This window comes from Mesorhizobium sp. ES1-3 (assembly GCF_020164795.1).
In the GTDB taxonomy this organism is placed as follows: domain Bacteria; phylum Pseudomonadota; class Alphaproteobacteria; order Rhizobiales; family Rhizobiaceae; genus Mesorhizobium.
The window spans coordinates 187518-211845 of sequence record NZ_JAIUGW010000009.1 but is presented as its reverse complement, the minus strand read 5'-3'; the positions used below and the strand labels follow the sequence as shown (position 1 = coordinate 211845).

28 protein-coding genes are annotated in these 24328 nt (G+C 62.1%); 13 read left to right on the top strand and 15 right to left on the bottom strand.

Annotated features, from left to right (window positions below; genetic code table 11):
* The first annotated feature begins 239 nt into the window (after positions 1–239).
* Complete coding sequence (gene panB / locus LB536_RS15470) at positions 240–1082, top strand: 3-methyl-2-oxobutanoate hydroxymethyltransferase (protein WP_224593935.1); 843 nt, start codon at positions 240–242, stop codon at positions 1080–1082.
* The gene (panC, locus tag LB536_RS15465) at positions 1079–1930 is read left to right on the top strand and encodes a pantoate--beta-alanine ligase (RefSeq protein WP_224593928.1); all 852 of its coding nucleotides are present in this window, start codon (positions 1079–1081) and stop codon (positions 1928–1930) included. The genes panB and panC overlap by 4 nt, the downstream gene beginning before the upstream one ends.
* 246 nt (positions 1931–2176) lie before the next feature.
* Here the strand turns inward: panC and LB536_RS15460 are convergent, their stop codons facing one another.
* The 5 genes from LB536_RS15460 to LB536_RS15435 all read right to left on the bottom strand — a co-directional run bounded on the left by LB536_RS15460 (position 2177) and on the right by LB536_RS15435 (position 6567).
* Complete coding sequence (locus LB536_RS15460) at positions 2177–2875, bottom strand: AIM24 family protein (protein WP_224593924.1); 699 nt, start codon at positions 2873–2875, stop codon at positions 2177–2179.
* A gap of 152 nt (positions 2876–3027) precedes the next feature.
* Positions 3028–3522, bottom strand: a complete 495-nt coding sequence (locus tag LB536_RS15455; protein WP_140813319.1) for a GNAT family N-acetyltransferase — start codon at positions 3520–3522, stop codon at positions 3028–3030.
* A gap of 2 nt (positions 3523–3524) precedes the next feature.
* On the bottom strand, positions 3525–5024 hold the full coding sequence (gatB, locus tag LB536_RS15450) for an Asp-tRNA(Asn)/Glu-tRNA(Gln) amidotransferase subunit GatB (protein ID WP_140813318.1): 1500 nt from the start codon (positions 5022–5024) through the stop codon (positions 3525–3527).
* 268 nt (positions 5025–5292) lie between these two features.
* Positions 5293–5724, bottom strand: coding sequence for a CBS domain-containing protein (locus tag LB536_RS15440; RefSeq protein ID WP_140760092.1), 432 nt, complete (start codon positions 5722–5724; stop codon positions 5293–5295).
* Between the two features lie 87 nt (positions 5725–5811).
* Entirely contained in the window at positions 5812–6567 is a 756-nt protein-coding gene (locus tag LB536_RS15435; RefSeq protein ID WP_224593920.1) for a rhomboid family intramembrane serine protease, read from the bottom strand.
* Between the two features lie 447 nt (positions 6568–7014).
* On the opposite strand from LB536_RS15435, the gene LB536_RS15430 reads away from it, so the two are divergent.
* The 5 genes from LB536_RS15430 (at position 7015) to LB536_RS15410 (ending at position 10992) form a co-directional block, all read left to right on the top strand.
* Positions 7015–7650 carry a PAS domain-containing protein gene (locus tag LB536_RS15430; RefSeq protein WP_140760088.1) on the top strand — a complete coding sequence of 212 codons (636 nt, stop codon included), beginning with the start codon at positions 7015–7017 and terminating at the stop codon, positions 7648–7650.
* A gap of 113 nt (positions 7651–7763) precedes the next feature.
* Positions 7764–8381 (top strand): PilZ domain-containing protein, encoded by a 618-nt coding sequence (locus LB536_RS15425; RefSeq protein ID WP_140760086.1) that lies wholly within the window; start codon positions 7764–7766, stop codon positions 8379–8381.
* Positions 8382–8663: 282 nt separating this feature from the next.
* Positions 8664–9272 carry a transglutaminase-like cysteine peptidase gene (locus LB536_RS15420; RefSeq protein WP_224593917.1) on the top strand — a complete coding sequence of 203 codons (609 nt, stop codon included), beginning with the start codon at positions 8664–8666 and terminating at the stop codon, positions 9270–9272.
* A 321-nt stretch (positions 9273–9593) separates the two neighbouring features.
* On the top strand, positions 9594–10346 hold the full coding sequence (locus LB536_RS15415; protein WP_224593914.1) for an NYN domain-containing protein: 753 nt from the start codon (positions 9594–9596) through the stop codon (positions 10344–10346).
* Positions 10282–10992 (top strand): ankyrin repeat domain-containing protein, encoded by a 711-nt coding sequence (locus LB536_RS15410; RefSeq protein WP_224593911.1) that lies wholly within the window; start codon positions 10282–10284, stop codon positions 10990–10992. Before LB536_RS15415 ends, LB536_RS15410 begins: the two co-directional genes overlap by 65 nt.
* Before the next feature lie 38 nt (positions 10993–11030).
* Here LB536_RS15410 and LB536_RS15405 read toward each other — a convergent pair whose 3' ends face one another.
* Both LB536_RS15405 and LB536_RS15400 read right to left on the bottom strand, forming a co-directional pair.
* A complete protein-coding gene (locus LB536_RS15405; RefSeq protein ID WP_224593908.1) occupies positions 11031–11558 on the bottom strand; it encodes a gamma carbonic anhydrase family protein in 528 nt (175 codons plus the stop codon).
* A 19-nt stretch (positions 11559–11577) separates the two neighbouring features.
* Positions 11578–11904 carry a DUF6949 family protein gene (locus LB536_RS15400; protein WP_263489108.1) on the bottom strand — a complete coding sequence of 109 codons (327 nt, stop codon included), beginning with the start codon at positions 11902–11904 and terminating at the stop codon, positions 11578–11580.
* A gap of 147 nt (positions 11905–12051) precedes the next feature.
* On the opposite strand from LB536_RS15400, the gene LB536_RS15395 reads away from it, so the two are divergent.
* Positions 12052–12783, top strand: a complete 732-nt coding sequence (locus LB536_RS15395; protein ID WP_224593903.1) for a hypothetical protein — start codon at positions 12052–12054, stop codon at positions 12781–12783.
* Between the two features lie 55 nt (positions 12784–12838).
* On the opposite strand, the gene LB536_RS15390 is transcribed toward LB536_RS15395, so the two are convergent.
* Both LB536_RS15390 and cysE read right to left on the bottom strand, forming a co-directional pair.
* A complete protein-coding gene (locus LB536_RS15390; protein WP_140755036.1) occupies positions 12839–13042 on the bottom strand; it encodes a DUF3126 family protein in 204 nt (67 codons plus the stop codon).
* Between the two features lie 140 nt (positions 13043–13182).
* Positions 13183–14031, bottom strand: coding sequence for a serine O-acetyltransferase (cysE, locus tag LB536_RS15385; RefSeq protein ID WP_140755038.1), 849 nt, complete (start codon positions 14029–14031; stop codon positions 13183–13185).
* A gap of 133 nt (positions 14032–14164) precedes the next feature.
* Between cysE and LB536_RS15380 the strand changes: the two genes are divergently transcribed.
* Entirely contained in the window at positions 14165–14761 is a 597-nt protein-coding gene (locus LB536_RS15380; protein ID WP_224593902.1) for a hypothetical protein, read from the top strand.
* A gap of 45 nt (positions 14762–14806) precedes the next feature.
* Here LB536_RS15380 and LB536_RS15375 read toward each other — a convergent pair whose 3' ends face one another.
* The 3 genes from LB536_RS15375 to LB536_RS15365 are packed head-to-tail and all read right to left on the bottom strand — an operon-like array spanning position 14807 to position 16778.
* On the bottom strand, positions 14807–15574 hold the full coding sequence (locus LB536_RS15375; protein WP_181183108.1) for an alpha/beta fold hydrolase: 768 nt from the start codon (positions 15572–15574) through the stop codon (positions 14807–14809).
* Positions 15575–15594: 20 nt separating this feature from the next.
* A complete protein-coding gene (locus LB536_RS15370; RefSeq protein ID WP_224593900.1) occupies positions 15595–16158 on the bottom strand; it encodes a DUF192 domain-containing protein in 564 nt (187 codons plus the stop codon).
* 23 nt (positions 16159–16181) lie between these two features.
* Positions 16182–16778, bottom strand: coding sequence for a cold-shock protein (locus tag LB536_RS15365; protein ID WP_140755750.1), 597 nt, complete (start codon positions 16776–16778; stop codon positions 16182–16184).
* 216 nt (positions 16779–16994) lie between these two features.
* On the opposite strand from LB536_RS15365, the gene gloA reads away from it, so the two are divergent.
* Positions 16995–17435: a lactoylglutathione lyase gene (gloA, locus tag LB536_RS15360; protein ID WP_140813714.1), complete on the top strand. Its 441-nt coding sequence runs from the start codon at positions 16995–16997 to the stop codon at positions 17433–17435.
* A gap of 129 nt (positions 17436–17564) precedes the next feature.
* A complete protein-coding gene (locus LB536_RS15355) occupies positions 17565–17858 on the top strand; it encodes a DUF2218 domain-containing protein (RefSeq protein WP_140813715.1) in 294 nt (97 codons plus the stop codon).
* A gap of 44 nt (positions 17859–17902) precedes the next feature.
* Here the strand turns inward: LB536_RS15355 and LB536_RS15350 are convergent, their stop codons facing one another.
* The gene (locus LB536_RS15350; RefSeq protein ID WP_224593899.1) at positions 17903–18457 is read right to left on the bottom strand and encodes a DUF1697 domain-containing protein; all 555 of its coding nucleotides are present in this window, start codon (positions 18455–18457) and stop codon (positions 17903–17905) included.
* Positions 18454–19710 (bottom strand): threonine ammonia-lyase IlvA, encoded by a 1257-nt coding sequence (gene ilvA / locus LB536_RS15345; protein WP_140813716.1) that lies wholly within the window; start codon positions 19708–19710, stop codon positions 18454–18456. The genes LB536_RS15350 and ilvA overlap by 4 nt, the downstream gene beginning before the upstream one ends.
* Before the next feature lie 398 nt (positions 19711–20108).
* Between ilvA and LB536_RS15340 the strand changes: the two genes are divergently transcribed.
* Both LB536_RS15340 and LB536_RS15335 read left to right on the top strand, forming a co-directional pair.
* Entirely contained in the window at positions 20109–21182 is a 1074-nt protein-coding gene (locus LB536_RS15340) for an alpha/beta hydrolase (RefSeq protein ID WP_140755052.1), read from the top strand.
* A gap of 140 nt (positions 21183–21322) precedes the next feature.
* Positions 21323–22483, top strand: coding sequence for an alpha/beta hydrolase (locus LB536_RS15335; RefSeq protein WP_224593897.1), 1161 nt, complete (start codon positions 21323–21325; stop codon positions 22481–22483).
* A 23-nt stretch (positions 22484–22506) separates the two neighbouring features.
* Here LB536_RS15335 and ade read toward each other — a convergent pair whose 3' ends face one another.
* A complete protein-coding gene (gene ade, locus LB536_RS15330; RefSeq protein WP_224593895.1) occupies positions 22507–24324 on the bottom strand; it encodes an adenine deaminase in 1818 nt (605 codons plus the stop codon).
* Between the last annotated feature and the right edge of the window lie 4 nt (positions 24325–24328).

Genomic DNA, 24328 nt, shown 5'->3' with positions numbered 1-24328 from the left:
TCGAGAAGCGACCTCAGGCGGGACTTTTCGAATCCTTCAAGGGCGACAGTGGTCATGGCGAGGCTCCGAATCATGGGGCCCCCATGGAATCAGATCAGCCGCAATCCCCAAAGCGCGTTAACCCGAGTTCGCAGCCCTGGGGTGACCGGATGCGCGCTTGCCAAGCGTTGCCGCTCTTTCTAAAGCTCTGCGCGCCCGTCCGGAAATCCCGTCCGGCCGGGGGCTGAAGGAGGCGACGATTGGCCGCGCAATTGCCGACCACCGACATTCGCATCGGCGCCGACCTGATTCGCCGCCGCAAGGGCGGCATGCCGATCGTGTGCCTCACCGCCTACACTTACCCGATCGCCCGCCTGCTCGATCCCCATGTCGACCTGCTCCTGGTCGGAGACAGCGTGGCCATGGTCCTGCATGGCCATGAGACGACGCTGGGCGCCTCGCTGGACATGATGATCGCGCACGGCCAAGCCGTGATGCGGGGCTCGGCCAAAGCCTGCGTCGTCGTCGACATGCCGGCCGGCACCTATGAGGATTCAGCCGCGCAGGCCGTGGCATCGGCGCGGCGCATCGTTGGCGAGACCGGCTGCCAGGCGGTGAAACTCGAGGGAGGCGTCGACATGGCCGCTCAGATCGCGGCGATCGTGGCCGCCGAGATCCCGGTCATGGGCCATATCGGCCTGCAGCCGCAATCGGTGGAAAAGGATGGCGGCTACAAGATCAAGGGCCGCACGGACGAGAATGTGGCCACGCTGATCGCCGACGCGCTCGCGGTTGAGAAGGCCGGTGCGTTTTCCCTGGTCATCGAAGGAACGATAGAGACGGTCGCCGCGGACATCACCCGCCGCATCGCCATTCCAACCATCGGCATCGGCGCCAGCGGCGATTGCGACGGCCAGATCCTGGTGACCGACGACATGGTCGGGTTGACGGTCGATCGTGTGCCTAAATTCGTCAAGCAATATGCCGACCTGCGCAGTGTGATCGCGCATGCCGCCGAGCGCTACGCATCGGAGGTGCGGGACCGCGATTTCCCCGGTCCTACCCATGTCTTCTCGAAAACAAATGACGGGGATGAAGCATGAGCCGGGCCGACGTCGTCGACAGCGTTGCCGCGCTTCGCGCGCGAATCCTCGACTGGCGGCGCGATCGGCTGCGCATCGCCTTGGTGCCGACCATGGGCGCATTGCATGACGGGCATCTTTCGCTGGTCAAGATCGCCCTCGAAAGAGCCGATCGCTGCGTGGTGTCGATCTTTGTCAATCCGACGCAGTTCGCGCCGAGCGAGGATCTCGACAAGTACCCGCGCCAGTTGGCGCGCGACCTCGACATGCTGGCGACGGCCAAGGCCGATCTTGCCTTCACGCCTGACGTCAGCGAGATGTATCCCGCCGGTTTTGCCACGAAAATCTCGGTCGGCGGCCCGTCGGCCGGGCTCGAGACGGATTTTCGCCCCGCCTTTTTCGACGGCGTCGCCACCGTGGTGGCCAAACTTCTCCTGCAGGCTGCACCCGACGTCGCCATCTTTGGCGAAAAGGACTACCAGCAGCTTTGCGTCGTCAGGCAGCTTTGCCACGACCTCGACCTGCCCGTCGAAATCATCGGCGCGCCGACCATACGCGACGCGCATGGCCTCGCCATGTCGTCGCGCAACGCCTATCTCGATGAGGCCGAACTCCAGATCGCCCGCCGGCTCAACCTTGTCCTGCGCAAGGCGGCAGCGGCGCTGGCAGCGGGCGCAGGTCAAGAGGAAACGATCGCCGAAGCAAGCCGCGCCCTGATCGCCGCCGGCTTCCAGAAGGTCGATTATGTCGAGGCCCGCGAAAGCCTGACACTCACTCCATGGCGGCACGACCGCGCCGGCCGCGTTCTCGCCGCCGCCTGGCTGGGAAAAACCAGGCTGATCGACAATGTGGAAGTTCCCACCGCCTGATCGGCGTTCGCACTCTCGATTGCTGTTTGCAGGCGCGACGCCGCCGGCGTCAGGCGCACAGCGGACCTCGAACTGCTGATGCGCGAGCCGTCGCCGCCGCTGCGTTCGCGCTGATCCTGGAGCGGTTCAGCGAGAATCGCCGAACCGCTCCAACTCTTTGTTTTCACGCAATTCCCTGGGGAAAGCGCTACGGACTTTTCCTGGAATTGCTCCGGCCTCCATCCGTCCCGCCTGCGGCTCCCCGACCTACTCCTCGGTTGGCATATGCAGGTACATCGACTGGATACCGACCCTGCCCGGGCCGGTGAAGCGGTTGACGATGAAATTCATGTTGGCACCGAAGAAGCCGCTCGACAGCCGGTCGATCTTGGTTTCCATCCTGACCGAGGCATCCTTGAACAGCCAGCCGCCGGGCTCGATGTCTATGGTTTCGCCCGGAGCGAGCGTCTTTTCAAAAACGTTGCCATAGCCGTGCAGCCAGACGATGCCGTCACCGGTATCGCCGCGAAACCGGTCGATGAAGAAGCCGCTCTGGCCGAACAGCATCGTCGCCAGGCCGCGTACACGCTCGAATGTGTAGTCGACATTGCCAGTGGCGGCGAGAAACTGGTGCTCGCGGACCTGGATCTCCTCGCCTTGCCGCAGGTGAATCGGCACGATGTGACCCGGCCCGTCGCGGCTGAAGGCGATGACGCCCGCCCCTGACGCCTCGGTGACGAAAATCTGCATGCCGGCCATCATGCGCTTCAGCGCACCCTTCAGCGATTTCAGGCCGATGGAGATCGTGGAATTCTTCCACAACAGGATGTGGTGCTCGAAATAGACGGGCATCCGCGTCACGTCGACGGAAAGCACAGGCACCAGTTCGCCCGCTATGTGATAGGTGACGCCACCAAAAGTTTCGTCCGACACCTCGGTCGGCATCAGTTCCGGCAGACTTGGCATGGTTCCCCCCAAAAGCCGTCCTGCGCGTGCCGGATTATTCCGGCTTCGCGCGGGTCGGCATTTGCAGCTTTGGTGCCGCACATCAGGGCCGTCAAACGAAAACAGAGCCCGGGTCTCGCGCTCGCGCGAAGGTGATCACGCCGCCATGGTGCTCAGGCGGCAAGTACCCGTTCATAGATCAGCGCCGGGATGGCCGAGCCGGCGGAGCCGCAATTCTCGGTGCGGCCGGCCTGGACGAAGCCATTGGCCTGATAGAAGGCAACGGCTCGGCCGTTCTTCTCTTCCACTTCGAGCCGAATGCGGTGGGCTTCCGGAAAACTCTCGATGATTTCGTCGAGGAGCATGCCGCCGATACCTCGATCCTGCAGCAAGGGAAGCACATAGAGCTGCCTGAGCATGACCACGCCGCCGTCTCCGACGGCTTCGGCAAACGCCATGCCGCCAATGCGCTTGCCATCATCAGCAACGAGGAACTCGCTGTTCGGCTTTGCCAACCTGGCCTTCAACGAAGCGATCGAGTGCCATTCATTGGTGATCTCGGTGACCCGCTCGGCACCGTAAATCGCGTCATAGGTGGCATGCCAGGTCTCGACCAGCAACGCTCGTACGGCTGCGAGGTCGCGGTCTCCGGCGGTGCGGACGAACATGCTTACTCGATGCCCAGCTTGGCCTTGACGAGGTCGTTGACGACCTGCGGATTGGCCTTGCCGCCGGTCGCCTTCATCACCTGGCCGACGAACCAGCCGGCCATGGTCGGCTTGGCGCGTGCCTGTTCGACCTTGTCGGGATTGGCCGCGATCACCTCGTCGACCGCCTTCTCGATGGCTCCGGTGTCGGTGACCTGCTTCATGCCACGGCTCTCGACCAGTTGGCGCGGGTCGCCGCCCTCGTTCCAGACGATCTCGAACAGGTCCTTGGCGATCTTGCCGGAGATGGTGCCTTCCTTGATCAGGTCGATGACCGCACCGAGCTGGTCGGGCGAAACAGGAGCAGATTCAATGTCCTTGCCGGCTTTGTTGAGAGCGCCCAGCAGATCGTTGATGACCCAGTTGGCGGCGAGCTTGCCGTCACGCCCGGCCGCTACCTTCTCGAAATAATCGGCGATCGGCTTTTCCGAAACCAGGATCGCGGCGTCGTAGGTCGAGAGACCGAGCGAGGAGATCAGCCGCACTTTCTTGTCATCGGGCAGTTCCGGCAATTCCTTGGCCAAGGCATCGACATAGGCCTGGTCGAATTCCAGCGGCAGAAGGTCGGGATCGGGGAAATAGCGATAGTCATGCGCCTCTTCCTTCGAGCGCATCGAGCGCGTCTCGCCCTTGACGGCGTCGAACAGCCGCGTTTCCTGATCGATCTTGCCGCCGTCCTCGAGGATGGCGATCTGCCGGCGCGCCTCGTAGTCGATGGCCTGGCCGATAAAGCGGATCGAATTCATGTTCTTGATTTCGCAGCGGGTGCCGAATTCGCCACCTGGCCGGCGCACCGAGACATTGACGTCGGCGCGCAGGGAACCTTCGTCCATGTTGCCGTCGCAAGTGCCGAGATAGCGCATGATGGTCCGCAGCTTGGTCACATAGGCCTTGGCCTCGTCGCCGGAGCGCAGGTCGGGTTTCGACACGATCTCCATCAGCGCCACGCCGGAGCGGTTGAGGTCGACGTAGGACATGGTCGGATGCTGGTCGTGGATCGACTTGCCGGCATCCTGCTCCAGGTGCAGGCGCTCGATGCCGACCTCGATGTCCTCGAACTCGCCCTGGCGGTCGGGACCGACCGAGACGATGACCGTGCCCTCGCCGACGATCGGCTGTTTGAACTGCGAGATCTGGTAGCCCTGCGGCAGGTCCGGATAGAAATAGTTCTTCCGGTCGAAGACGGACTTGTGGTTGATCGCCGCCTTCAGCCCCAAGCCGGTGCGGATCGCCTGCTTGACGCATTCCTCGTTGATGACAGGCAGCATGCCGGGCATTGCCGCGTCGACCAGGCTGACATTGGCGTTGGGAGCAGCCCCGAAGGCGGTCGAAGCGCCGGAGAACAGTTTTGCTTCCGAGATCACTTGCGCATGCACTTCAAGCCCGATGATGATTTCCCAGTCGCCGGTGGCGCCTGATATCAGGCGTTTAGCGTCGGGCGTGCGGGTATCGATGAGAGACATGGCGGCCTGCGAATTACGGTGACTCTGACGGGAGTTTCACGTTTGGACGTGACTTTCACGTCTGGCGTGAAAGTCATTCGCTAGTGCAAACCGCCAAAAGAGACAAGCGCAAAGCCGCGGCCTGGCGTTTTCTGGACGTCTCGACGGTCGTCGGGCGGCGGGCCTTACCGCATCACAAGGCACGGGCTCGCATTCGTCCGCTCCGAACTCGACAACAGGTAGTCTTGGCGCCGCCGGCCGGCATTCGGCCGGCGGTTCCTATCACCGCTCAGGCGGTGGCGATGTAGGCCCGGATTTCCTCCGCCTCGCGCTCGACGTCCTCGATGCGGCGCTTGACCACGTCGCCGATGGAGACGATGCCGTCCAGCAGGCCGTCCTTTTCCACCGGCAGATGGCGGAAGCGGCCCCTAGTCATGATCTCCATCACCTCGTTGACGGTGTGGTTTTCATTGCAGATCTTCACCTTCGGCGTCATGGCCGAACGCACGGGGATATCGAGCGCGGCGCCGCCTTCCCTGGCAACCACACGTACGATGTCGCGCTCCGACAGGATGCCGACGATCTTGTGATCGCCATTGGTGATGACCAGCGCGCCGATCCTGTGCTCGGCGAGGATTCGGATGGCTTCGCTCAGTTTTTCGTTCGGCCCGAGCGTCAATACGTCATGGCCTTTTTGCTCGAGAATGGCCTTAACCGTCATGGCGTCCTCCTCTACTTTGCCAACCGGTTCCTGCCCTGACCGGTTTTCACATAAGAGTGAACATGGTGCGCCGTGATCGGTTGCATTTCAAGTCCGGTCGGAGGTGTCCCATTCTGGTGCTTGCCATCCCCTGTCGAACCAGCGCAGGCCGAAGAAACCCGCGAGAAAGCCGCCGATATGGGCCTCCCAGGCGATCTGGCCGTCGATGCCCGGCGCGAATCCGAGAAGGCCGGTGGCGAGATTGATGATCATCCACATGGCGAGGAAGATGACGACGCCGCGCGAGCGCAGCACGATCGCGACCGGCAGCACCGGGCCGGCGAAAGCCGCCTTGCCGGCCGAGCGGTCGGTGTGGAAACCAAAACGCGCCGCGGCCCCCATCATGCCCGATATGGCGCCCGATGCGCCGACCAGCGGCGCTTCTCCATAGGGATGCATCGCCCAGAAGAGCGCCACCGAAGCCAGTCCGGTGACGGCAAAGAACAATGCGAACCGGAGCGTGCCGAAACGGTTGGCCAGCGGCGAGCCAAAAGCGGCGAGCCAGACCATGTTGATGGCGATATGGGCAAAGCCGCCATGCATGAAGGCGTAAGTGAAAGGCCGGGTAAAAAGGAACCAGTCGAAGCCGTATTGGCCGGTATAGAGGACCGGAATAAAAGCTCCGTCGTACAGCAGCGTCATCTGCTGGACGTCGTTCAGCGCATATTGCTGCAGCAGATAGACGATCGCGCAGATGCCCATCACCGCCAGCACGATCGGCGGCAGGTTGAACACCGGCTCACGCGCCGGTGGCGGCATGGGCTCGGCCGTTTCGGGCTCGGACGGATATTGCGGTTCGCTCATCTGCAATCGCACTCGATGCTGGTTCGGTCGGGCTGGTTCGGTCAGGGCCGGTTGCGTCCGGGCCGGTTCGGTCTGGCCAGCATCTAGATCACCGCCGATGGAACCGCAAACGGCGAATCGTCCCGGTCCGAATCAGGGGCGCGAATCAAAAAAGAAGCCGCCCAGGGTTTCCCCTGGACGGCCGGTCGAGCCCCCTGCTCCCCTAAAACTCTTGACTGAAGTGCTGCCGATCGTCGCGAAACGACCGCTTCTGGAGTGGTTTTGGTGTGCCACACGGCTTGCCAGGGCGCAACGTAAACCAGTTGTTAACCTTAACGGCCCCGACCCGTGAACAAGTGTTAACGACGCTGGCACGCTTCCTGCTCCCCAACGCATGTAGGTCATCGGAGGGCGCCCTTCTGTTCACCGATGGGACATCAGACGACAGAATGCGCGGAGCTTTTTAGTATGAACCAAAACGGATCGATCACGCTGTTCCACTATTGGAACCGCCTGCGTGACGGACGCCCCGCTCCGAAGCGATCGGAAGTCGAGCCGGCCGATATCAAGTCGCTGCTGGCCGATACGTTCATCCTGGAAAGGGACACGCGCGGACAGCCGGTATTCCGTCTGGCCGGCACTAGGCTCTGCGCCTGCTACGGCCGCGAACTCAAGGGGTTCTCTTTCCCCTCGCTGTGGCGCGAGAAGGATCAACGGCTGGTCTCGCGGCTGATCCACGGAGTTTTCGACCAGAAATCGGTCGTGCTGATCAATTTCGAGGGCTTCAGCCGCAACGGCCGCTCCAACAAGTTCGAATTGCTCGCCTTGCCGCTCGATGGCGGCATTGAGAATCCGCGCTGCCTCGGCGTGATCAGCGCCGCTGAGAAGCCGTTCTGGCTGGGCGCGGATCCGATCACCGACGCCTTGATCGATTCCATACGCGTCATCGACCCGGAGAAAGAGCTGCTGAACAACCGTCCGGCGATCGCCGTTCCCTCGCTCGTTCCCGACGAGATCGGGACGCCCGACACGATCTCTGCGCTCGGCCACGCTCGCCGCATCCGCCATCTCGTCGTCTTCGATGGCGGGCGCGAAGATAGTTGATGATCACACGGGCCCGCGGACCCGTTTTTCCCCTTTGTTAACCCGCTTTGTTGTATTTCTCTGACGAAGTCCCTCGCATTGACGCGCGGGATGCCAACGGGGTGTAGGCAGTCATGAGGTCAGCGGCGGTCGACTACACGCCGTCCCAAGCCGAAAGGCGTAACTTTCAGCGCGTCCGGGTCAAGATATACGGACGATTCATGCTGGAGGACCGCACCGAGCACCCGTGCCAGGTCGTGGACATGTCGCCCGGCAACGTTGCGCTTCGCACCGACCGCATTGGCATGCCCGGCGAGAAAGTCATCGCCTATATCGACCATATCGGCCGCATCGAAGGTGTCTTGACGCGCACGTTGCCGGACGGCTTCGCAATGACGGTGATCGCGTCCGACCGCAAGAAGGACAAGCTCGCGGCGCAGTTGACATGGCTCGCCAACAAGCACGAGCTCGACCTGCCGGAAGACCGCCGCCACGAGCGCGTCTCGCCACGCAACCCGACCAGCGTGCTGCAGCTCACCGACGGCCGTCAGTATCAGTGCCGGATCATCGATCTGTCACTGTCCGGCGCCGCGATCGAGATCGACGTCAAACCGGCGATCGGCGTCCAGGTCATGCTCGGCACGATGCGCGGCCAGATCGTCCGGCATTTCGAAGATGGCGTCGCCATCGAATTCGCCGTCATCCAGCGCCCCGAAACGCTCGATTCCGAATTCAACACGCCGCGCGCCTGATCAGACCGTAAAGCACGCCCGTCAAGCCGGCCCTCGCGGCCGGCTTTTTGATTTCCGGGGTGCCGCGATCGATATGTCCTCGGATGGCAGGTCGCCATGGCGAGATCGTCCGCGCGAGGCCGGGTCTGCCGAAAACCGACCTAGCAATCCAAACAATTTAATACTCGAATGATTCAAATTTTATATTTATTCTACTGGCGTTTTACTTAATATCTACTCCGCACTTTTGCGGCGAATAAATCCACATGTGGCAATGTCTCCTTCGAACGGGGAGACTGAATAATGAAAAAAGCGAGGGGCAGGCTGTTGCTGATGGCAATGGCGATACAGCTTTCCGCCTGGGGATCAGCATATGCCGCGGGACCGGCCTATATGCATACCGGCGGACGCACCACGCAGCCTGTTGGCCACTATGAATTCTGCCAGCGCATTCCTGGCGAATGCAACGAGAAGACCCCCAAGGGAGAGCCGGTCGACCTGACCCGCAAGCTCTGGGCGACGATCGTCAGCATCAACAATTCGGTCAATACCCGCGTCAAGCCGCGCACCGACATGGAAAACTACGGTGTCGAGGAATACTGGGCCTACCCGGACAATGGCTTTGGCGATTGCGAGGACTATGCGCTGGAAAAGCGCCGCGAACTGATGGATGTGGGCGTGCCGGCCGGCGACCTGTTGATGACGGTTGCGCGCCAGCCTAATGGCGACGGCCATGCGGTGCTAACCGTGCGCACCAGCCTCGGCGAGTTCATTCTCGACAATCTGGAAACCAAGGTGCTGTCCTGGACGGACACCGACTACACCTATCTCAAGCGTCAATCGACGGAGAATTCCGGCGTTTGGGTGACGATCAACGACGGCCGTTCCGACGCGGTCGCCAGCGTCCGCTGAGGACGCCAACAAGGTCAGGCGCGTCGCATGACGCGCTCAACGAGAAACCCGGTCGAGTCCCCACCCTCCCCGTCCCCAACGACCGGGTCAAAGGAGCCGGCCCCGTCCCCGGGCCGGCTCCGCCATTTCTAGGACGATCCCACGCGGACAACGCCAGCACATGATCTGGCTTTCGCGCTGCGCTTTCTTCCTCCGGAATGCCGTGTGGCTTGATCCTCGACGGCCGGGTCGTTGGTAGGTATGGTCTCGATTGCTTCTCCGTATGAGATACGCTCGCCAACTGGCGACCATCGACAGCGCGTTAGTCACCGAAGGTGCCGCATGCCGACCGAACCCCGATCACCACGCCTTGCTGTACTTATCGACGCCGACAATGCTTCCGCCAAGATTGCCGACGGTCTGTTCGAGGAGATCGCCAAGATCGGCGAGGCTAGCGTTCGTCGAATTTACGGCGACTTCTCAACTGCTCGGTCGAAGGGCTGGGCCGACATCCTGTCCAAACACGCGATCATACCGCAGCAACAGTTCGCTTATACCGTTGGCAAGAATGCGTCTGATATCACTCTGGTGATCGACGCCATGGATCTTCTCCATAGCGGTCGCTTTGACGGCTTCTGTCTGGTTTCGTCCGACAGCGACTTCACGAGGCTTGCTGCCCGCATCCGTGAACACGGCGTTGATGTGTTCGGCTTTGGTGAACGGAAAACCCCTGAGAGCTTTCGGCAGGCATGTCGCCGTTTCATCTATACTGAAAACCTCCTGCGTGGCGCAGCGAGCGTTCAGGATACCGCACCGGCAACAAAGCCACTTCAGTCGCCGAACGCCGCAACGCCAATCCTCAGGAAAGTTATCGGCCAGATGGACAGCGAGGACGGCTGGGTGTCCCTGAGTAATTTTGGGAAACAGCTCTTAAATCTTTTCTCGGATTTCGATCCCCGCACCTACGGCTTCGGGAAGCTGAGCGATCTAGTGCGGGAGACCGCTGCTTTCGAAATCGACAAGCCCAGCGGTGGAGCCATGCGAATACGCATTAACACTGCCGCCACCAAAAAAGGGAAAAACAAATCAGGGTGAGCTGAACCCGGACGCTTCTGCGCGTATGGTTTCGCAGCCGCAATATCGTTCGCAATCCGCACAGTTTGGATTACTGCCGATGCTGGAAATCCCGGAAGATCGATGCGAGCCCCACAGGCTGTTCAAGGCGATCGACGATGCCTTCAAGGCCGGTGACTTCGTTGGACTTGGCAAAGCCTTGGGCGGTTCGCCCGGCTGGTTCGACGAGCGCATGCCATTCGAACTCGGCCTTGGCCATCCGCTGGAATACGCGATCTACTGGAGCCCTCTCGCCTTCATCGCAACGCTGATCGAGGCTGGATCCAGTCCGAACTACGGGGATCATGCCGGATTTCCCTCGATCATCGCGGCGCTGTCCACCGAGCGCGCGGACAAGCTCGACATCATCCGCATCCTCGTCGATCACGGCGCCGATCCGGACATGCGGGGCGTCAACGACTGGACGCCGCTCCACTACGGCGTAGCCATGCGTGACGCCGAGGCGATCCGCCTGCTTCTTGCCGGCGGCGCGGACCCTTCTTTGAGGACTCGTATCGATCACTACACGACAGCCCTTGAAGAAGCAGAGATTGCAGGATTCGGGTTGGGCGCTTCGCTGTTGAGAGAAGCCACAGCCGAGCGCGCGCTCGGCGACCGGGATCGTTAGACGCAACCGGTGTCCGAAGTCACGTCCCGGCCGAGAGTTCAGACCTTCTTCAGCCCAGCCTTGAAGCGTTGGCCATTGGCGACATAATGCGCGGCCGAGGCCCGCAGCCGCTCGACCGCGGCGTCGTCCAGCACCTTGATCGCCTTGGCAGGCGAACCAACGATCAGCGAATTGTCCGGAAACTCCTTGCCTTCGGTGACCAGGGCGCCAGCGCCGACGAGTGAATTCTTGCCGATCCTGGCGCCGTTCAGCAGGATGGCGCCCATGCCGATCAGGCTATTGTCACCAATCGTGCAGCCGTGAAGCATGGCGCGATGGCCGATCGTACAGCCCTGTCCGATGGTCAGCGGAAAGCCGGGATCGGTGTGCATGACAGTATGTTCCTGCACATTGGTGTCGGCGCCGATGACGACGGGCTCGTTGTCGCCTCTGATGACAACACCGAACCAGAAGCCGGCATTGCGGCCGATCCTGATGTCGCCAATCAGCGTGGCGTCGGGCGCGATCCAGTTCGAGTCCGCGTCTGCGAAGCTGGGCTCCGTTCCATCGATCGCATAAAGCGGCATTGTCGGTCTCCGATTCGTCTCAGGCTGCAAACCCTAGGAGACGGACCGCCCAGGAAGCAATGGCAAGCACGACGATGCCCAGCGCAAGGGACCAGGCAATAGCGGTGCAGCCGCATGACAAGAGCGCCGCTGTCGAAATGCGGTTCTGGCGCCGCGCATCGAGGGCATCGTTGACCAGCATGAATGGCCCGGCGCCGGCAGTGACGGCCAGCGAGCGCAGTACATGCGAGGGCGACACATATGGCTCGGTGAAGGCGACCTTGCGACCCGATGCCAGCTCCATTGTCGAGCCGGTCAGCCCGCAAACCGTCAGCCCGACGACAAAAGCGAACAGCAAGAGTTCCATCTGGGCCACATTAACCCTCCATTTACCATGAAATCGCACAGTCGCTTCAGGATGGCAGCAAGAGCCGTGCCGTATGATGTGTGCCGTCAAGAGACACCCAGATGGGGGACACCGGGATGGCGCACAGGCGGTGGGACGAGGACCGAGATGAAGCAGGCAGCGATCGCCGACGGCGCGGAACTCACCGTGGTCGATTCCATGCTGATGAAGCGGGTGTTCTACGCGTTCGCGGCTCTGGCCTTGCTGTCGATAGCCATCAGCCTTGGCGGCAAATGGTTCGGCCGTTCCATTGCCATGGCCGGCTACACCGACGACGCGACCGTGCGCGAGGTGGTGATCGGCAACAACGTCATCACCGTGCCGGCCAATTTCATCAGGTTCGAGCCGGCCAGGCGCAACGGTATCGCCTCGCGCCTCGACCTTTACCTGCGCTATCCCCAGATGGACGGCTACAGCGAGGCGTCGCGCGACGATTTCAATCACGCCGGGGCCAACAGGAACATCATCTTCCTGTCCTTCGAGCAGCAGATGATGTCGCGCGACATGAGCGGCCGGTTCGGGCCGATCTACAGCGCGCTGATCATCCAGCCCGGCGTTCCGGGGCCTGGCGGTACGACGGTCTATGGGTTCAATGAGAAATCAGGTTATCTGAACGAGGTGCTGGTCGTCGGCAAGCGCGGTGGCAAGGACCCGTTCGTGGCCCGCTGCCTCAGCGGGCCGAGCGCCGGCGAATCGCTGGCTCCTTGCGAGCGGGACATCCATGTCGGGGATGATCTCAGCCTTACCTATCGCTTCCCGAGGGAATTCCTTGGCGACTGGCGGACGCTCGATGCTGCGATCGCGGCAGAGGCGGGGCGAATCCTGAAGACCCGACATTGACCGGCTGAAAAGCGGCCCGGCCGCGCTCTACGCGGCCTGCCGTGGCATTGCGGGCTCAGGCCAGGTCGATATCGAGGATCGCCATCGAGAAATTATAGTCGCCATCGTCCTCATCCTTGAAGACGATGCCGAGGAATTCCTCGCCGACATAGACTTCGGCCGAATCTTCCTTGCGCGGCCGTGCCTTGACCTCAAGCTTGGGGTTCTGGAAGACGCGCTTGAAATAGGCGTCCAGCTTTCTGATTTCGTCCGGCTTCAACAGTCTTCTCCGATCATCGGCTTGCTCGTTTGAACGGCGCTTCTGGCACGTCGACAATGGCGATGTAAAGGCAAGCCGACCTTATTGCACCGGAAGCGGGCAGCGCCGCCGGGCAATCATGCCGGGCAGCTGCCAGCAAATCAGATATCGAAACTGATGACGTGGTCCATCTTCTGCGACGGCAGAAGCTGGTCCATCTGGCGCGAAGGCTGGTCGCAGCCGGTCTCGCCGACCACGCGGGCCGGCACACCGGCAACCGTCTTGTTGTGCGGCACAGGCGACAGCACCACCGATCCGGCGGCAATCTTGGAGCAATGGCCGATCTCGATGTTGCCGAGAATCTTGGCGCCGGCGCCAATCAGCACGCCATAGCGAATCTTGGGATGGCGGTCGCCACCGGCCTTGCCGGTACCGCCCAGCGTCACGCCGTGCAGGATGGACACATCGTCCTCGATCACGGCGGTCTCGCCGACGACGAGGCCGGTGGCGTGATCGATGAAGATGCCCTTGCCGATGCGCGCGGCCGGATTGATGTCGGTCTGGAAGACTGCGGACGAACGGCTCTGCAGGTAGAGCGCGAAATCCTTGCGGCCCTGATTCCACAGCCAATGCGCCAGCCGATGGGTCTGGATGGCGTGAAAGCCCTTGAAGTAGAGCACCGGCATGATGAACCGGTCGCAAGCTGGGTCGCGGTCATAATAGGCCTGGATGTCGACGCGCACCGTGGTCGGCCAGTCCTTGTCGTCGGCGAGCATCGACTTGAACGTCTGGCGGATGAGATCGGAGCCGATATCCTGATGGGCAAGCCGCTCCGCGATCCTGTGAATGACCGCCTCTTCCAGGCTTTCCTGGTTGAGGATCGTCGCATAGAGGAACGCGGCCAGCAGCGGGTCGCGGTTGACCGCTTCCATCGCTTCGTCGCGGATCGAACGCCAGATCGGATCGACCGGCTGCAGCGCGTTGTGGCGGGAAATGCTGATGCTGTTCATCGACGTCTCGTCCTGCGTCCTGCTAGTCTGCTGTCATCGGGGCCGCACATATAAGCCAGATCATAGCACGATTGAACTCAATTTTCCTTAGTGCTGTGTCAAATGGATTTGGTTCGCGGGAATTCAAGCAGCCATGGAAAACGAACCCCTGATCGACGACGCGCTGAAAACCGAGCTTTCGGCGCTCTACGCCGCCGAGGAACGCCACTATCACGGCCTTGCGCATATCGAGGCAATGCTGGCGCTGGCTCGCGACTATCAGGGAGAACTGGACGACCCTGAAGCCGTCGAAGCGGCGATCTGGTTCCACGATGCCATCTACGACAGCAGGGCCAAGGACAATGAGGCGCAAAGTGCCGCCCTTGCCGAGCAAAAGCTCGCGGGCCGCACCGATGCCGCCCGCCTGAAGCGCATCAGCGCGATGATCCTCGCCACCGCCACGCATCAGTTGCCGCCTTTCGACAACGCGGCGGCAACACGTGACGCCAGCCTGTTTCTCGACATGGATCTTTCGATCCTGGGCGCCGACCCGGTTGCGTTCGATGCCTATGAACGCGCGGTTCGCCGCGAATATGGCTGGGTGGAGGAGCCGATATGGCGTGCCGGACGCGGCGCGGTGCTAAAGAGCTTCCTTGCCCGTCCGCATATTTTTCTCACGCAGGAGTTTAGGCAGCGCTTCGAACCAAAGGCAAGGCTGAACATGGCGCGGTCGCTGGAGACCTTGACCTAGGTCAATTTCGCGATCCGAGGCGCTTCGTCTCAAGAAACTGGCGCCTCAGAGCGGATTTTCGGCGTAGAACTCCAGCACACGTTGCTTGAAGGTCTTGTCTCCGACGGCCAGCATATGGTCGCGGCCCTCGATGTGGAAGGCCCTGGCGTTGGGCATCAGCGCCGCAAGCTCGTCCGGCGATCCGCCAATGTCGTCGGTGGTACCGACCGCGACCAGCGTCGGCTGGGCGATGCGGGCAATATCCTCTTCACCAAGCAATTCCCGTGACGTGACGATGCAGGCGGCAAGCGCCCGGCGGTCGCTGCGGGTCTGGTCGGCGAAGGCACGAAAAGAGCGGCCGCGTGGATGGGTGGTCGCGGCCGGATCCTCGGCAAGGAGGGCGGCGGCAATCGGATCCCAATCGCCTACCCCATCGATCATGCCGATGCCGAGGCCGCCAAAGACCAACGTCGCCACCTTGTCCGGATCGGACAGTGCCAGGAAGGCCGCAATGCGCGCGCCCATCGAATAGCCCATGACATGGGCCCGCTCGATGCCGAGATGATCGAGCAGGGCTGCCGCGTCCGAAGCCATTTTCGCGGGCGTATAATCGGCCTCGTCGTAACTCTTGGACGACGAGCCGTGGCCGCGATTGTCGAAGGCGATGGCGCGATAGCCGGCATCGTTGAGCGTCTTGAACCAGCCGGGTGAAACCCAGTTGACATAGTGGCTCGAGGCGAAGCCATGAATCATGAGCACCGGATCGCCCTCACCCGATGCCGGCTGGCGGTCGAGGAAGGCTAGATCGAACCCGTCATGGGAGAAAAACTGCATCGGAAAGCGATCCCTGGCGCTCAGTCGGAATCGACGTTCGGAGAATCGCCCTTGTCCGCGGGCGGCATGCCAGGGCCGGATGCGGTGCCTATCGCCGGATGGCGCAGCAGATCGCCGTCCGCGATGCCGTCCCTGGCGGCAGTGCCGGCCTTGAGCTCGAGCACGAAGCGGACCGGCTCGCCCGGCGAGACGATCGCCTCGGATTGCGGCTCGCCCTGCTTGATTGCGCGGATCCTGCCGTCCTGGCCGACAAAGATCAGATCGAGCGGCATCGGCGTATTCTTCATCCAGAAACTGACGTCGCGCGTCTCGTCGAAAACGAACAGCATGCCATGATTGGCGGCCATGTCCTCGCGAAACATCAGTCCGGCTTCCCGCTCGGCCTCGGTATCGGCGACTTCGATCGAGAAGGAGCGTTTGCCATTCTTGGTCACAGCGACCAGCGGCGCGGGATCGACCGGAAGGATCATCGCCTGGCCATCGGCGGCGCTGGGTACCTGGAAATAGAAGAATGCGGCGGCGGCGACCATGACGGCAGCCACAGCGCACATCACGCCCGCCGTCAGCCCGTTCCTGTGTGTCATATGAAATCCTCGGCCGGATCGCCCTAGTGCGAGACCGGCAAGGTGCCCATATCGGGGTGAATTTCGGCGGCCATAAGGCCTTTGTCACCGCGGCCGAAACGGACAAGCACGACCTGGCCCGGCCGAAGCTCGGTGATGCCGTAGCGGCGCAAGGTCTCCATATGGACGAAAATATCCTCGGTGCCCTCGCCGCGCGTCAGGAAGCCAAACCCTTTGGTGCGGTTGAACCATTTGACCAAAGCGCGTTCGAGCCCACTCTCCGGCGTTACCGAGACATGGGTGCGCTGCTCCTGCATTTCGGCGGGATGGACGGCGGTGGTGACATCCATGGAAAGCACACGGAACGCCTGCAGTCCGCGCTCGCCCTGCTTCACAAGACAGACCACGCGCGCGCCTTCCAAGGCTGTCTGGAAGCCGTCCCGTCGAAGACAAGTCACATGGAGGAGGATATCGCCCGAAACACCGTCATCCGGAAGGATGAAACCATAGCCCTTGGCCACATCGAACCACTTGATGGCGCCGGAAATTTCGGTCAGGTCAGCAGAATCGCCGCCTTCGTCGCGCGTCAAAGCGTCGCCAAGGGTATTGGCCCGCCCCGTCAAAGAGGCCTTTTCCCCCATAAGAATGCCCCCTTTATTCAAGAACACCGCAACTGATTCTTGATACCAGATTAACACCGCGGCTTCCGGTGTGTGCAAGACCTGACGTGCCTTTTTTCACGGTTCATTGCGGGAATACCGGATTTGTTCTTTGCCGGCGCTGCCTGACCCGAACGATTGCCCTTTGGCCGGGCCGACCCTATGTTGCGCCGCAACCCAACAGATCGAGGAAAACACATGCGCTATCTGCACACCATGGTCCGCGTCGCCGATGTCGATGCCTCGCTCGATTTCTACTGCAACAAGCTCGGGCTGAAGGAAGTTCGCCGCCATGAAAGCGAGCAGGGCCGCTTCACGCTGATCTTCCTGGCCGCGCCGGAAGACGAGCAGAGCGGCATCAGCGAGAAAGCGCCGCTGGTCGAACTCACCTACAATTGGGATCCCGAAGACTACAAGGGCGGGCGCAATTTCGGCCACCTCGCCTACGAGGTCGACGACATCTATGCCACGTGCCAGCGACTGATGGACAATGGCGTCACCATCAACCGGCCGCCGCGCGACGGCAACATGGCCTTTATCAGGTCGCCAGACGGCATCTCCATCGAGCTTCTGCAGAAAGGCCCGGCCAAGGCCAAGGCGGAACCGTGGGCGTCGATGGCGAATACCGGAAGCTGGTAATCGATCACCTTTTCGAGTGGCCGGCGGCCACTCCATGGTGTTTCGCTAAATTGTGCCTATCTATGCGGCTATGGCGCCTGCCCTGAAGAGCGGCGCCACATCATCAGATTCAGCTTTGGAGAACCCTTCATGCCGACCAGCCACGCCAATGTCTCCACGGCGCACGCAAGCCGCTATCTGCAGCAGTTGTGCAAGCATTGGGCGCACAAGTTTCCCGTCGAGTTCGACCCCAATCACGGCGTCATCGACCTTTCACTCGGCCGCACGGTCATGGACGCCGACGGGGCAGCGCTGCACATCACGGTATCGACCGGCGAGTCCGCTTCGATCGAGCGCCTCGAAAGCGTCGTTGCCGACCACATCAAACGCTTTGCGTTCCGCGAAGAATTGGCTTTCGACTGGAAACGCGCCGAGGCGGCATAGCGCGTTCATGCGTGTCGCCAAGCATTTCCGGCGAGACGCATGGATCAATCGCTACCGGACTTGCCCGCCATCTCCAGCAGCGCCAGCATCGATCGCCAATTGCGGGCCGTGCCCGGCACTTTCAACGTGCGCGGAATGAAGTTGGCGAACACCGATTTGCCGAGCCCGTCCGGCGCGCTGAGATAGAGCACATCGCCCTTGACCTCGAAACGCTCCGGGCCAGTGCACTTTTCAGCCAGCCGCGCCACCTCTTCGGCGGTCGGCTCACGCTCCAGCGCATAGGCGTGGAGCTTCGTGTGGTCAGCGGCCGCTTCCGGATAGGGATTTTCGCGAACCAGCCGTTCGAGCCATTCGAAATCGCGCACCATGATGCGCGAATGGAAACCCCATTTCTTCTCGAAAGCCGCCTCGATCTGTTTGGTCAGCACGGCGGCGTCGCCCTTGTCAGCCCGGAACACGGCATTGCCGCTCTGCACGTAGGTGGAGACATCGGAAAAACCGAGACCCTCGAAGAACGACCGCAACTCCGCCATCCTGACAATGCGGTTGCCGCCGACATTGATGCCGGAAAACAGGGCGATGAAGATCTTTCCGCTCATATTATGAAACCTGCCAATGTCTCATTGTCGGTGATGTCCTGATACTGGACGCCCTCGGCCTCGAAATTCGCCTTCAGCAGGTCGAAATTGCGCCGATCCTTGGTTTCGATGCCGATCAACACCGAGCCGAAATTGCGCGCCGATTTCTTCAGATATTCGAAGCGGGCGATGTCGTCGTCCGGGCCCAGCATTTCGAGGAAGTCGCGCAACGCGCCCGGCCGCTGGGGAAAGCGGATGATGAAGTATTTCTTCAGGCCTTCGAAGCGCAGCGCCCGTTCCTTGACGTCCGGCAGCCGCTCGAAATCGAAATTGCCCCCGGAGACCACGGCGACGATGGTCTTGCCCCTGATCTCCTTCCTGGAAAAATCCTTCAGCGCGTCGATCGCCAGCGCGCCGGCGGGCTCCAGGACCACGCCTTCGACGTTGAGCATCTCGATCATGGTCGCGCAGAGCCGGTTCTCCGGGACCAGCCGCACGCTGTCGGCGGCGAACTCCCTGAGATAGCGCAAAGGTTCGCGGCCGATCTCGGCGACCGCCGCGCCGTCGACGAAGTTGTCGACCTTGGCGAGCTTCAGCCGTTTTCCCGCCGCAAGGCTCTCGCGCAGGCTCGGCGCGCCGGCCGGCTCGCAAAAGACGAACCGCGCCTCTCGGCCCTGATCGGCGAAATAGTGCGTGACCCCGGCAGCCAGACCGCCGCCACCCACCGGCAGCATGACGATGTCGGGCATGCGCGCGCCCGGCATCTGGTCCGCGATCTCATAGGCGACCGTCGCCTGGCCCTCGATGATATCCTTGTGGTCGAAGGGCGGCACCATATGGGCACCGGAGCTTTCGGTGAAGTCGAAGGCGGCGCGATAGCAGTCGTCGAAAAAATCGCCGACCAGCCTGATCTCGACGAAATCGCCGCCAAACAGCCTGGTCTTGTCGATCTTCTGCTGCGGGGTCGTCACCGGCATGAAGACCACGCCCTTCTTGCCGAAATGGCGGCAGACGAAGGCAAAGCCCTGCGCATGGTTGCCGGCGGACGCGCAGACAAACAGCTCCGCCTGGTTTCCTTCGCCAAGCGCCTTGCGGAAGAAGTTGAAGGCGCCACGGATCTTGTAGGACCGCACGGGACTCAAATCCTCGCGCTTCAACAGCACCCGCGCGCCTGTCTTTTTCGACAGATAGTCATTTTCCTGCAGCGGTGTCTCCGGGAAGATCTGGCGGATCGCGGAGGCGGCGGTGGCGACGCGCGAGGAAAAGCTGGTCATGGCAGGATCATCCCGGATCGCCCGCGGGCGAGTTAGACCACAACCCTATTACACATCCGGCCCGGCAAGACCATTGCCCGGCCGAGCCCCGCGCCCGCAAAGGCGCCTTCCCGAAATGCCAGCAAGTACTTGGGGACGTTTGTTCATGCTTCTCGCGTCGCGCCGAGCACGCGCATTGGTGGACGCCTGAATTCGACATCCGGCCGAGATGCGGGTGCCTGCCCTCTGTGATGGTACGGCCTCGCCGCCGCTTTGGCTTTCGCGCAACAGTGCGATGACCGTCGCGAAGCGCCGACCGCATTTTGGCTGAACACGACTTACTTCCGCCGCACTTCGCCTGCTGGGGAGATATCGCGGAGGGTGGATGGCCCTTTTTGGGCTCGAGTGGAATTTTTGACGTGCATTTGAAGACGATTTGCATTCTTGCGCTTGCCTTGCTGGTGGCAGGCTGCGGCGGCCACAAAACCGAGGAACTGCTCGGCAGCGCGGTCATGTCCGCGCCGGTGACGGAAATCGCCGGCAACCACTCGATCTTCATTGCCACGACCCGCAAGCCCTCCGACGACCCCAACAAGGTTTTCGACGGCGAACGCTCGGCGACGCTGAACTACGCCCGCGTCAACGTCACCGTCCCGGGGCTCCACACGACCGGCCAGATCGAGCGGCGCTCACGCGGCAAGTCGGATGATCCGGCCAAGTATTTCATGGCTTCCGAGGTCGTCGGCTACGACACCCAGCCGAAATTCTCCAGCGCGCTCAACGCCGACATAGCGGCCCGCGGCGGCCGCGTGATGGTCTTCGTCCATGGCTACAACACCGGCTTCGACGACGCCGTCTATCGCTTGACCCAGATCGTCCATGATTCCGGTTATCCGGGGACGCCGGTGCTGTTCTCCTGGGCCTCTGGCGCCAAGACCACCGACTATGTCTATGACAAGGAAAGCGCCAGCGCCGCCCGTGACCAGCTCGAAGTGACCTTGCGAATGCTGCAGCAGTCCGGTGCGCGGCGCATCGACATCGTCGCCCATTCGATGGGAACCTGGGTGACAATGGAAACGCTGCGCCAGATGGCCATCAGCGGCGATCGCGATCTTGGCGGCAAGCTTGGCGATGTGGTGCTGGCCTCTCCCGACATCGATGTCGATGTGTTCAAGAGCCAGATGCGCCGCTACGGCAAGCCCGACAAGCCGTTCATCCTGCTGTTGTCGGACGACGACCGCGCGCTGAGGTTGTCCGGCCTGATCGCCGGCGCGCGGCCGCGCGTCGGCGACTACAAGGATGCGGCGGACCTGGCCTCCTACGGCGTGACGGTCGTCGATCTCTCCAAGGTCAAAGGCAGCGACAGCTTCAACCACACGAAATTCGCCGACAATCCGGCACTGGTGAAGATGATCGGCCAGCGGCTGCGCGAGGACGATGGTTTCGCCAGCGACCGGGACGTGACCGACCGCATCAGCCTGCTTGGACAATAGATGCGGCTCGCGGGTTTCGCCGTGCCTGTTCACCATCGCCGAACTATTGGCCAAATTGAACTGGACCACGCCCGCCTCTGGCCTTATCGGAGTATCAAGCGGCGTCATGCGTTTGACGTCCCCTATGCGGGAGCCGACGCGTGGCCTTGCGCTTGAAGAGTTTCGGTGTCGTTGCGTTCGCGCTGCTGGTCGCTGGCTGCGCCGGCAATACGCATGATCTGCTCAACAAGACGACGATCACCGTGCCGGCGTCCGATATTGCGGCCACCCATGAAATATTCGTCGCCACCACCCGCCAGAAGGCGGTGAAGGACCCACGGCAGGTCTTCGACGGCGACCGCTCCCCGACCACCAGTTTCGCGCGGGTCGATGTCACGGTTCCGAAAAGCCATCAGGTCGGCAACATCGAGCGCGCCAAGGGTTCGGCCAACAGCAACCCGGCCAAGGATTTCACGGCCAGGGATGTCACCCTTTACGAAGGCGCACCGCAATTCGCCAAGGCGGTCGGCGCCGACATCGCCATGCGCGGCGACCGTGCGCTGGTTTTCGTGCATGGCTTCAACAATGGTTTCGACGACGGCATCTACCGGCTGACGCAGATCGCCCACGACACGAAATATCCGGGTACGCCAGTGCTGTTCTCCTGGGCGTCGAGCGCCAAGACGACGGGCTACATCTACGACAAGGACAGTGCCACCGCCGCCCGTGACGATCTCGAGGCAACGCTCAGGATGCTCGCCAAGACGCGGGTCAAGAGCATCGACATCATCGCCCATTCGATGGGAACCTGGCTGACGATGGAGGCGCTGCGCCAACTCGCCATCACCGGCGACCGCGATCTCGGCGGCAAGCTGGGTTATGTCATCCTTGCCTCGCCGGACATCGACGTCGACGTGTTCAAGAAGCAGATGACCCGTTATGGCAAACCCGACAAGCCGTTCGCCGTGCTGCTTTCGGGCGACGACCGGGCTCTCAAATTGTCCTCGTTTATCTCCGGCGACAAGCCGCGCGTCGGGGACTATGGCAATGCCGCCGATCTCGCCTCCTACGGCGTGGCCGTCGTCGACCTGACCAAGACCAAGGGTGGCGACGGCGGCCTCAACCACGCCAAATTCGCCGACAACCCGTTCCTGGTGCAATTGCTCGGCGACAGGCTGCGCACGCCAGCGGGCCTCGCCGCGGACGAAGACCCGGCACAGCTCAGCAATATCGGCCAAGGCCTGGGAAAGGCCGTCGGCTCCGCCGCCGAAGTCATCATCACGACGCCGTTCAAGGTGCTGACCATCGCCACCGGCGGGTAAGCACCAAGAGCGGACGGCCTTTCTCAGACAAACAGATCGACCTTCTGGAACGTCGTCACGTCGATCAGCCCGACATCGGAAATTCTCAACTCCGGAATGACCACCAGCGCCAGCAGCGAGTGCTGCATATAGGCGTTGTTCAGGGAACAGCCCATCTTGCGCATTGCCTCGGTCAGTTTCTCAGCCTTGGCGGCGACGATCTCGGCGCGCTCGTCCGACATCAGCCCGGCGATCGGCATTTCGACCAGCGCCAGTTCCTTGCCCTTGGAGAACAGCACGACGCCGCCGCCGACTTCCCCCAGTCGGTTCACGGCCAGCGCCATGTCCTGCTTATTGGTGCCAACGCAGATGATGTGATGGGCGTCGTGGGCCACGCTGGAGGCCATGGCGCAGTCGGCCATGTAGCCGAAACCTGAGACGAAGGCATTGGTGACGCCACCCGTGCCCCTGTGCCGCTCGACCAGCGCGATCTGGCATATGTCGTTGCGGCGATCCATGGCGACCAGCCCATCCTCGACCGGCAGATCGGCCTCCAGCGCGCGCGTGGGTGCCTGGTTCTCGATGACGCCGATCACCCGCACCCGCACTTCGTTGGCACCCTTGGGCGCCGCGATATCGAAATCGCCGGCCTTCAGTTTCTTGCCCAACTTGACGGTGTTCTTCGCCGTCTTCGGATAGTCATAGGCCGGAATATCGATGTCGAGCCTGCCGCCCTTGGCCAGCCTGACGCCGCGCGCATAGACCTCGTCGATGCGCATTGCGGTGAGATCGGAAACGATCAGCAGGTCGGCCAACCGCCCCGGCGCGATCGAACCGATCTCGCGTTCCAGCTTGAAATGCTCGGCGGTGTTGAGCGTTGCCATCTGGATCGCGGTCACCGGCTTCAGACCTTGGCTGATGGCGTGGCGCACCACCCGGTCCATGTGCCCCTCATGCACCAGCGTACCTGAATGACTGTCGTCGGTGCACAGGATGAAGTTGCGCGGATCGATGCCGCTTTCCGTCACCGCCTTGATCTGCGAGGCAACGTCGTACCAGGCCGAGCCCAGCCGCAGCATCGCCTTCATGCCCTGGCGCACGCGTGCAATGGCGTCTTCGGCGCGCGTGCCCTCGTGATCATCCTCGGGTCCGCCGGCGACATAGCCGTGGAATGGCAGACCAAGATCGCGCGAGGCATAATGCCCGCCGACCGTCTTGCCGGCTTTGACCGTCGCGGCGATCTCGCCCGACATCACCGGATCGTTGGCGGCGACGCCGGGGAAATTCATCACCTCGCCAAGTCCGATGATGTTTTCCCAGCTCATCGCTTCCGCGACATCGGCGACCGTCAGTTCGGCACCGGCATGTTCGAGCCCGGGCGCCGAGGGCACGCAGGACGGCATCTGCACGTGCACGTTGATGGGCATGGCCACGGCCTCGTCATGCATCAGCCGCACGCCCGGCAGGCCCAGCACATTGGCGATCTCGTGCGGATCGATGAACATCGATGTGGTGCCGTGCGGGATGACGGCGCGACAGAATTCAGTGACCGTCACCATGCCGCTCTCGACATGCATGTGCGCGTCGCAAAGCCCGGGCACGAGATAGCGTCCGCCCGCGTCTGCCACTTTGGTGCCCTGCCCGATCGTGTGGCTGGCATTCGGCCCGCAATAGGCGAAGCGGCCGCCCGATATGGCGATGTCGGTGCCGGCGATGATCTCGCCCGAATGGACGTTCACCCAGCGTCCGTTGCGGATGACGAGATCGGCGGGTTTGCGACCCATCGCGACATCGACCAGGTCGGTAGCCATTTCGGTCCACGGTTTGGGTTTCGTCGCGCGGGCGGGCGGCTTCCTGGCCATCAAA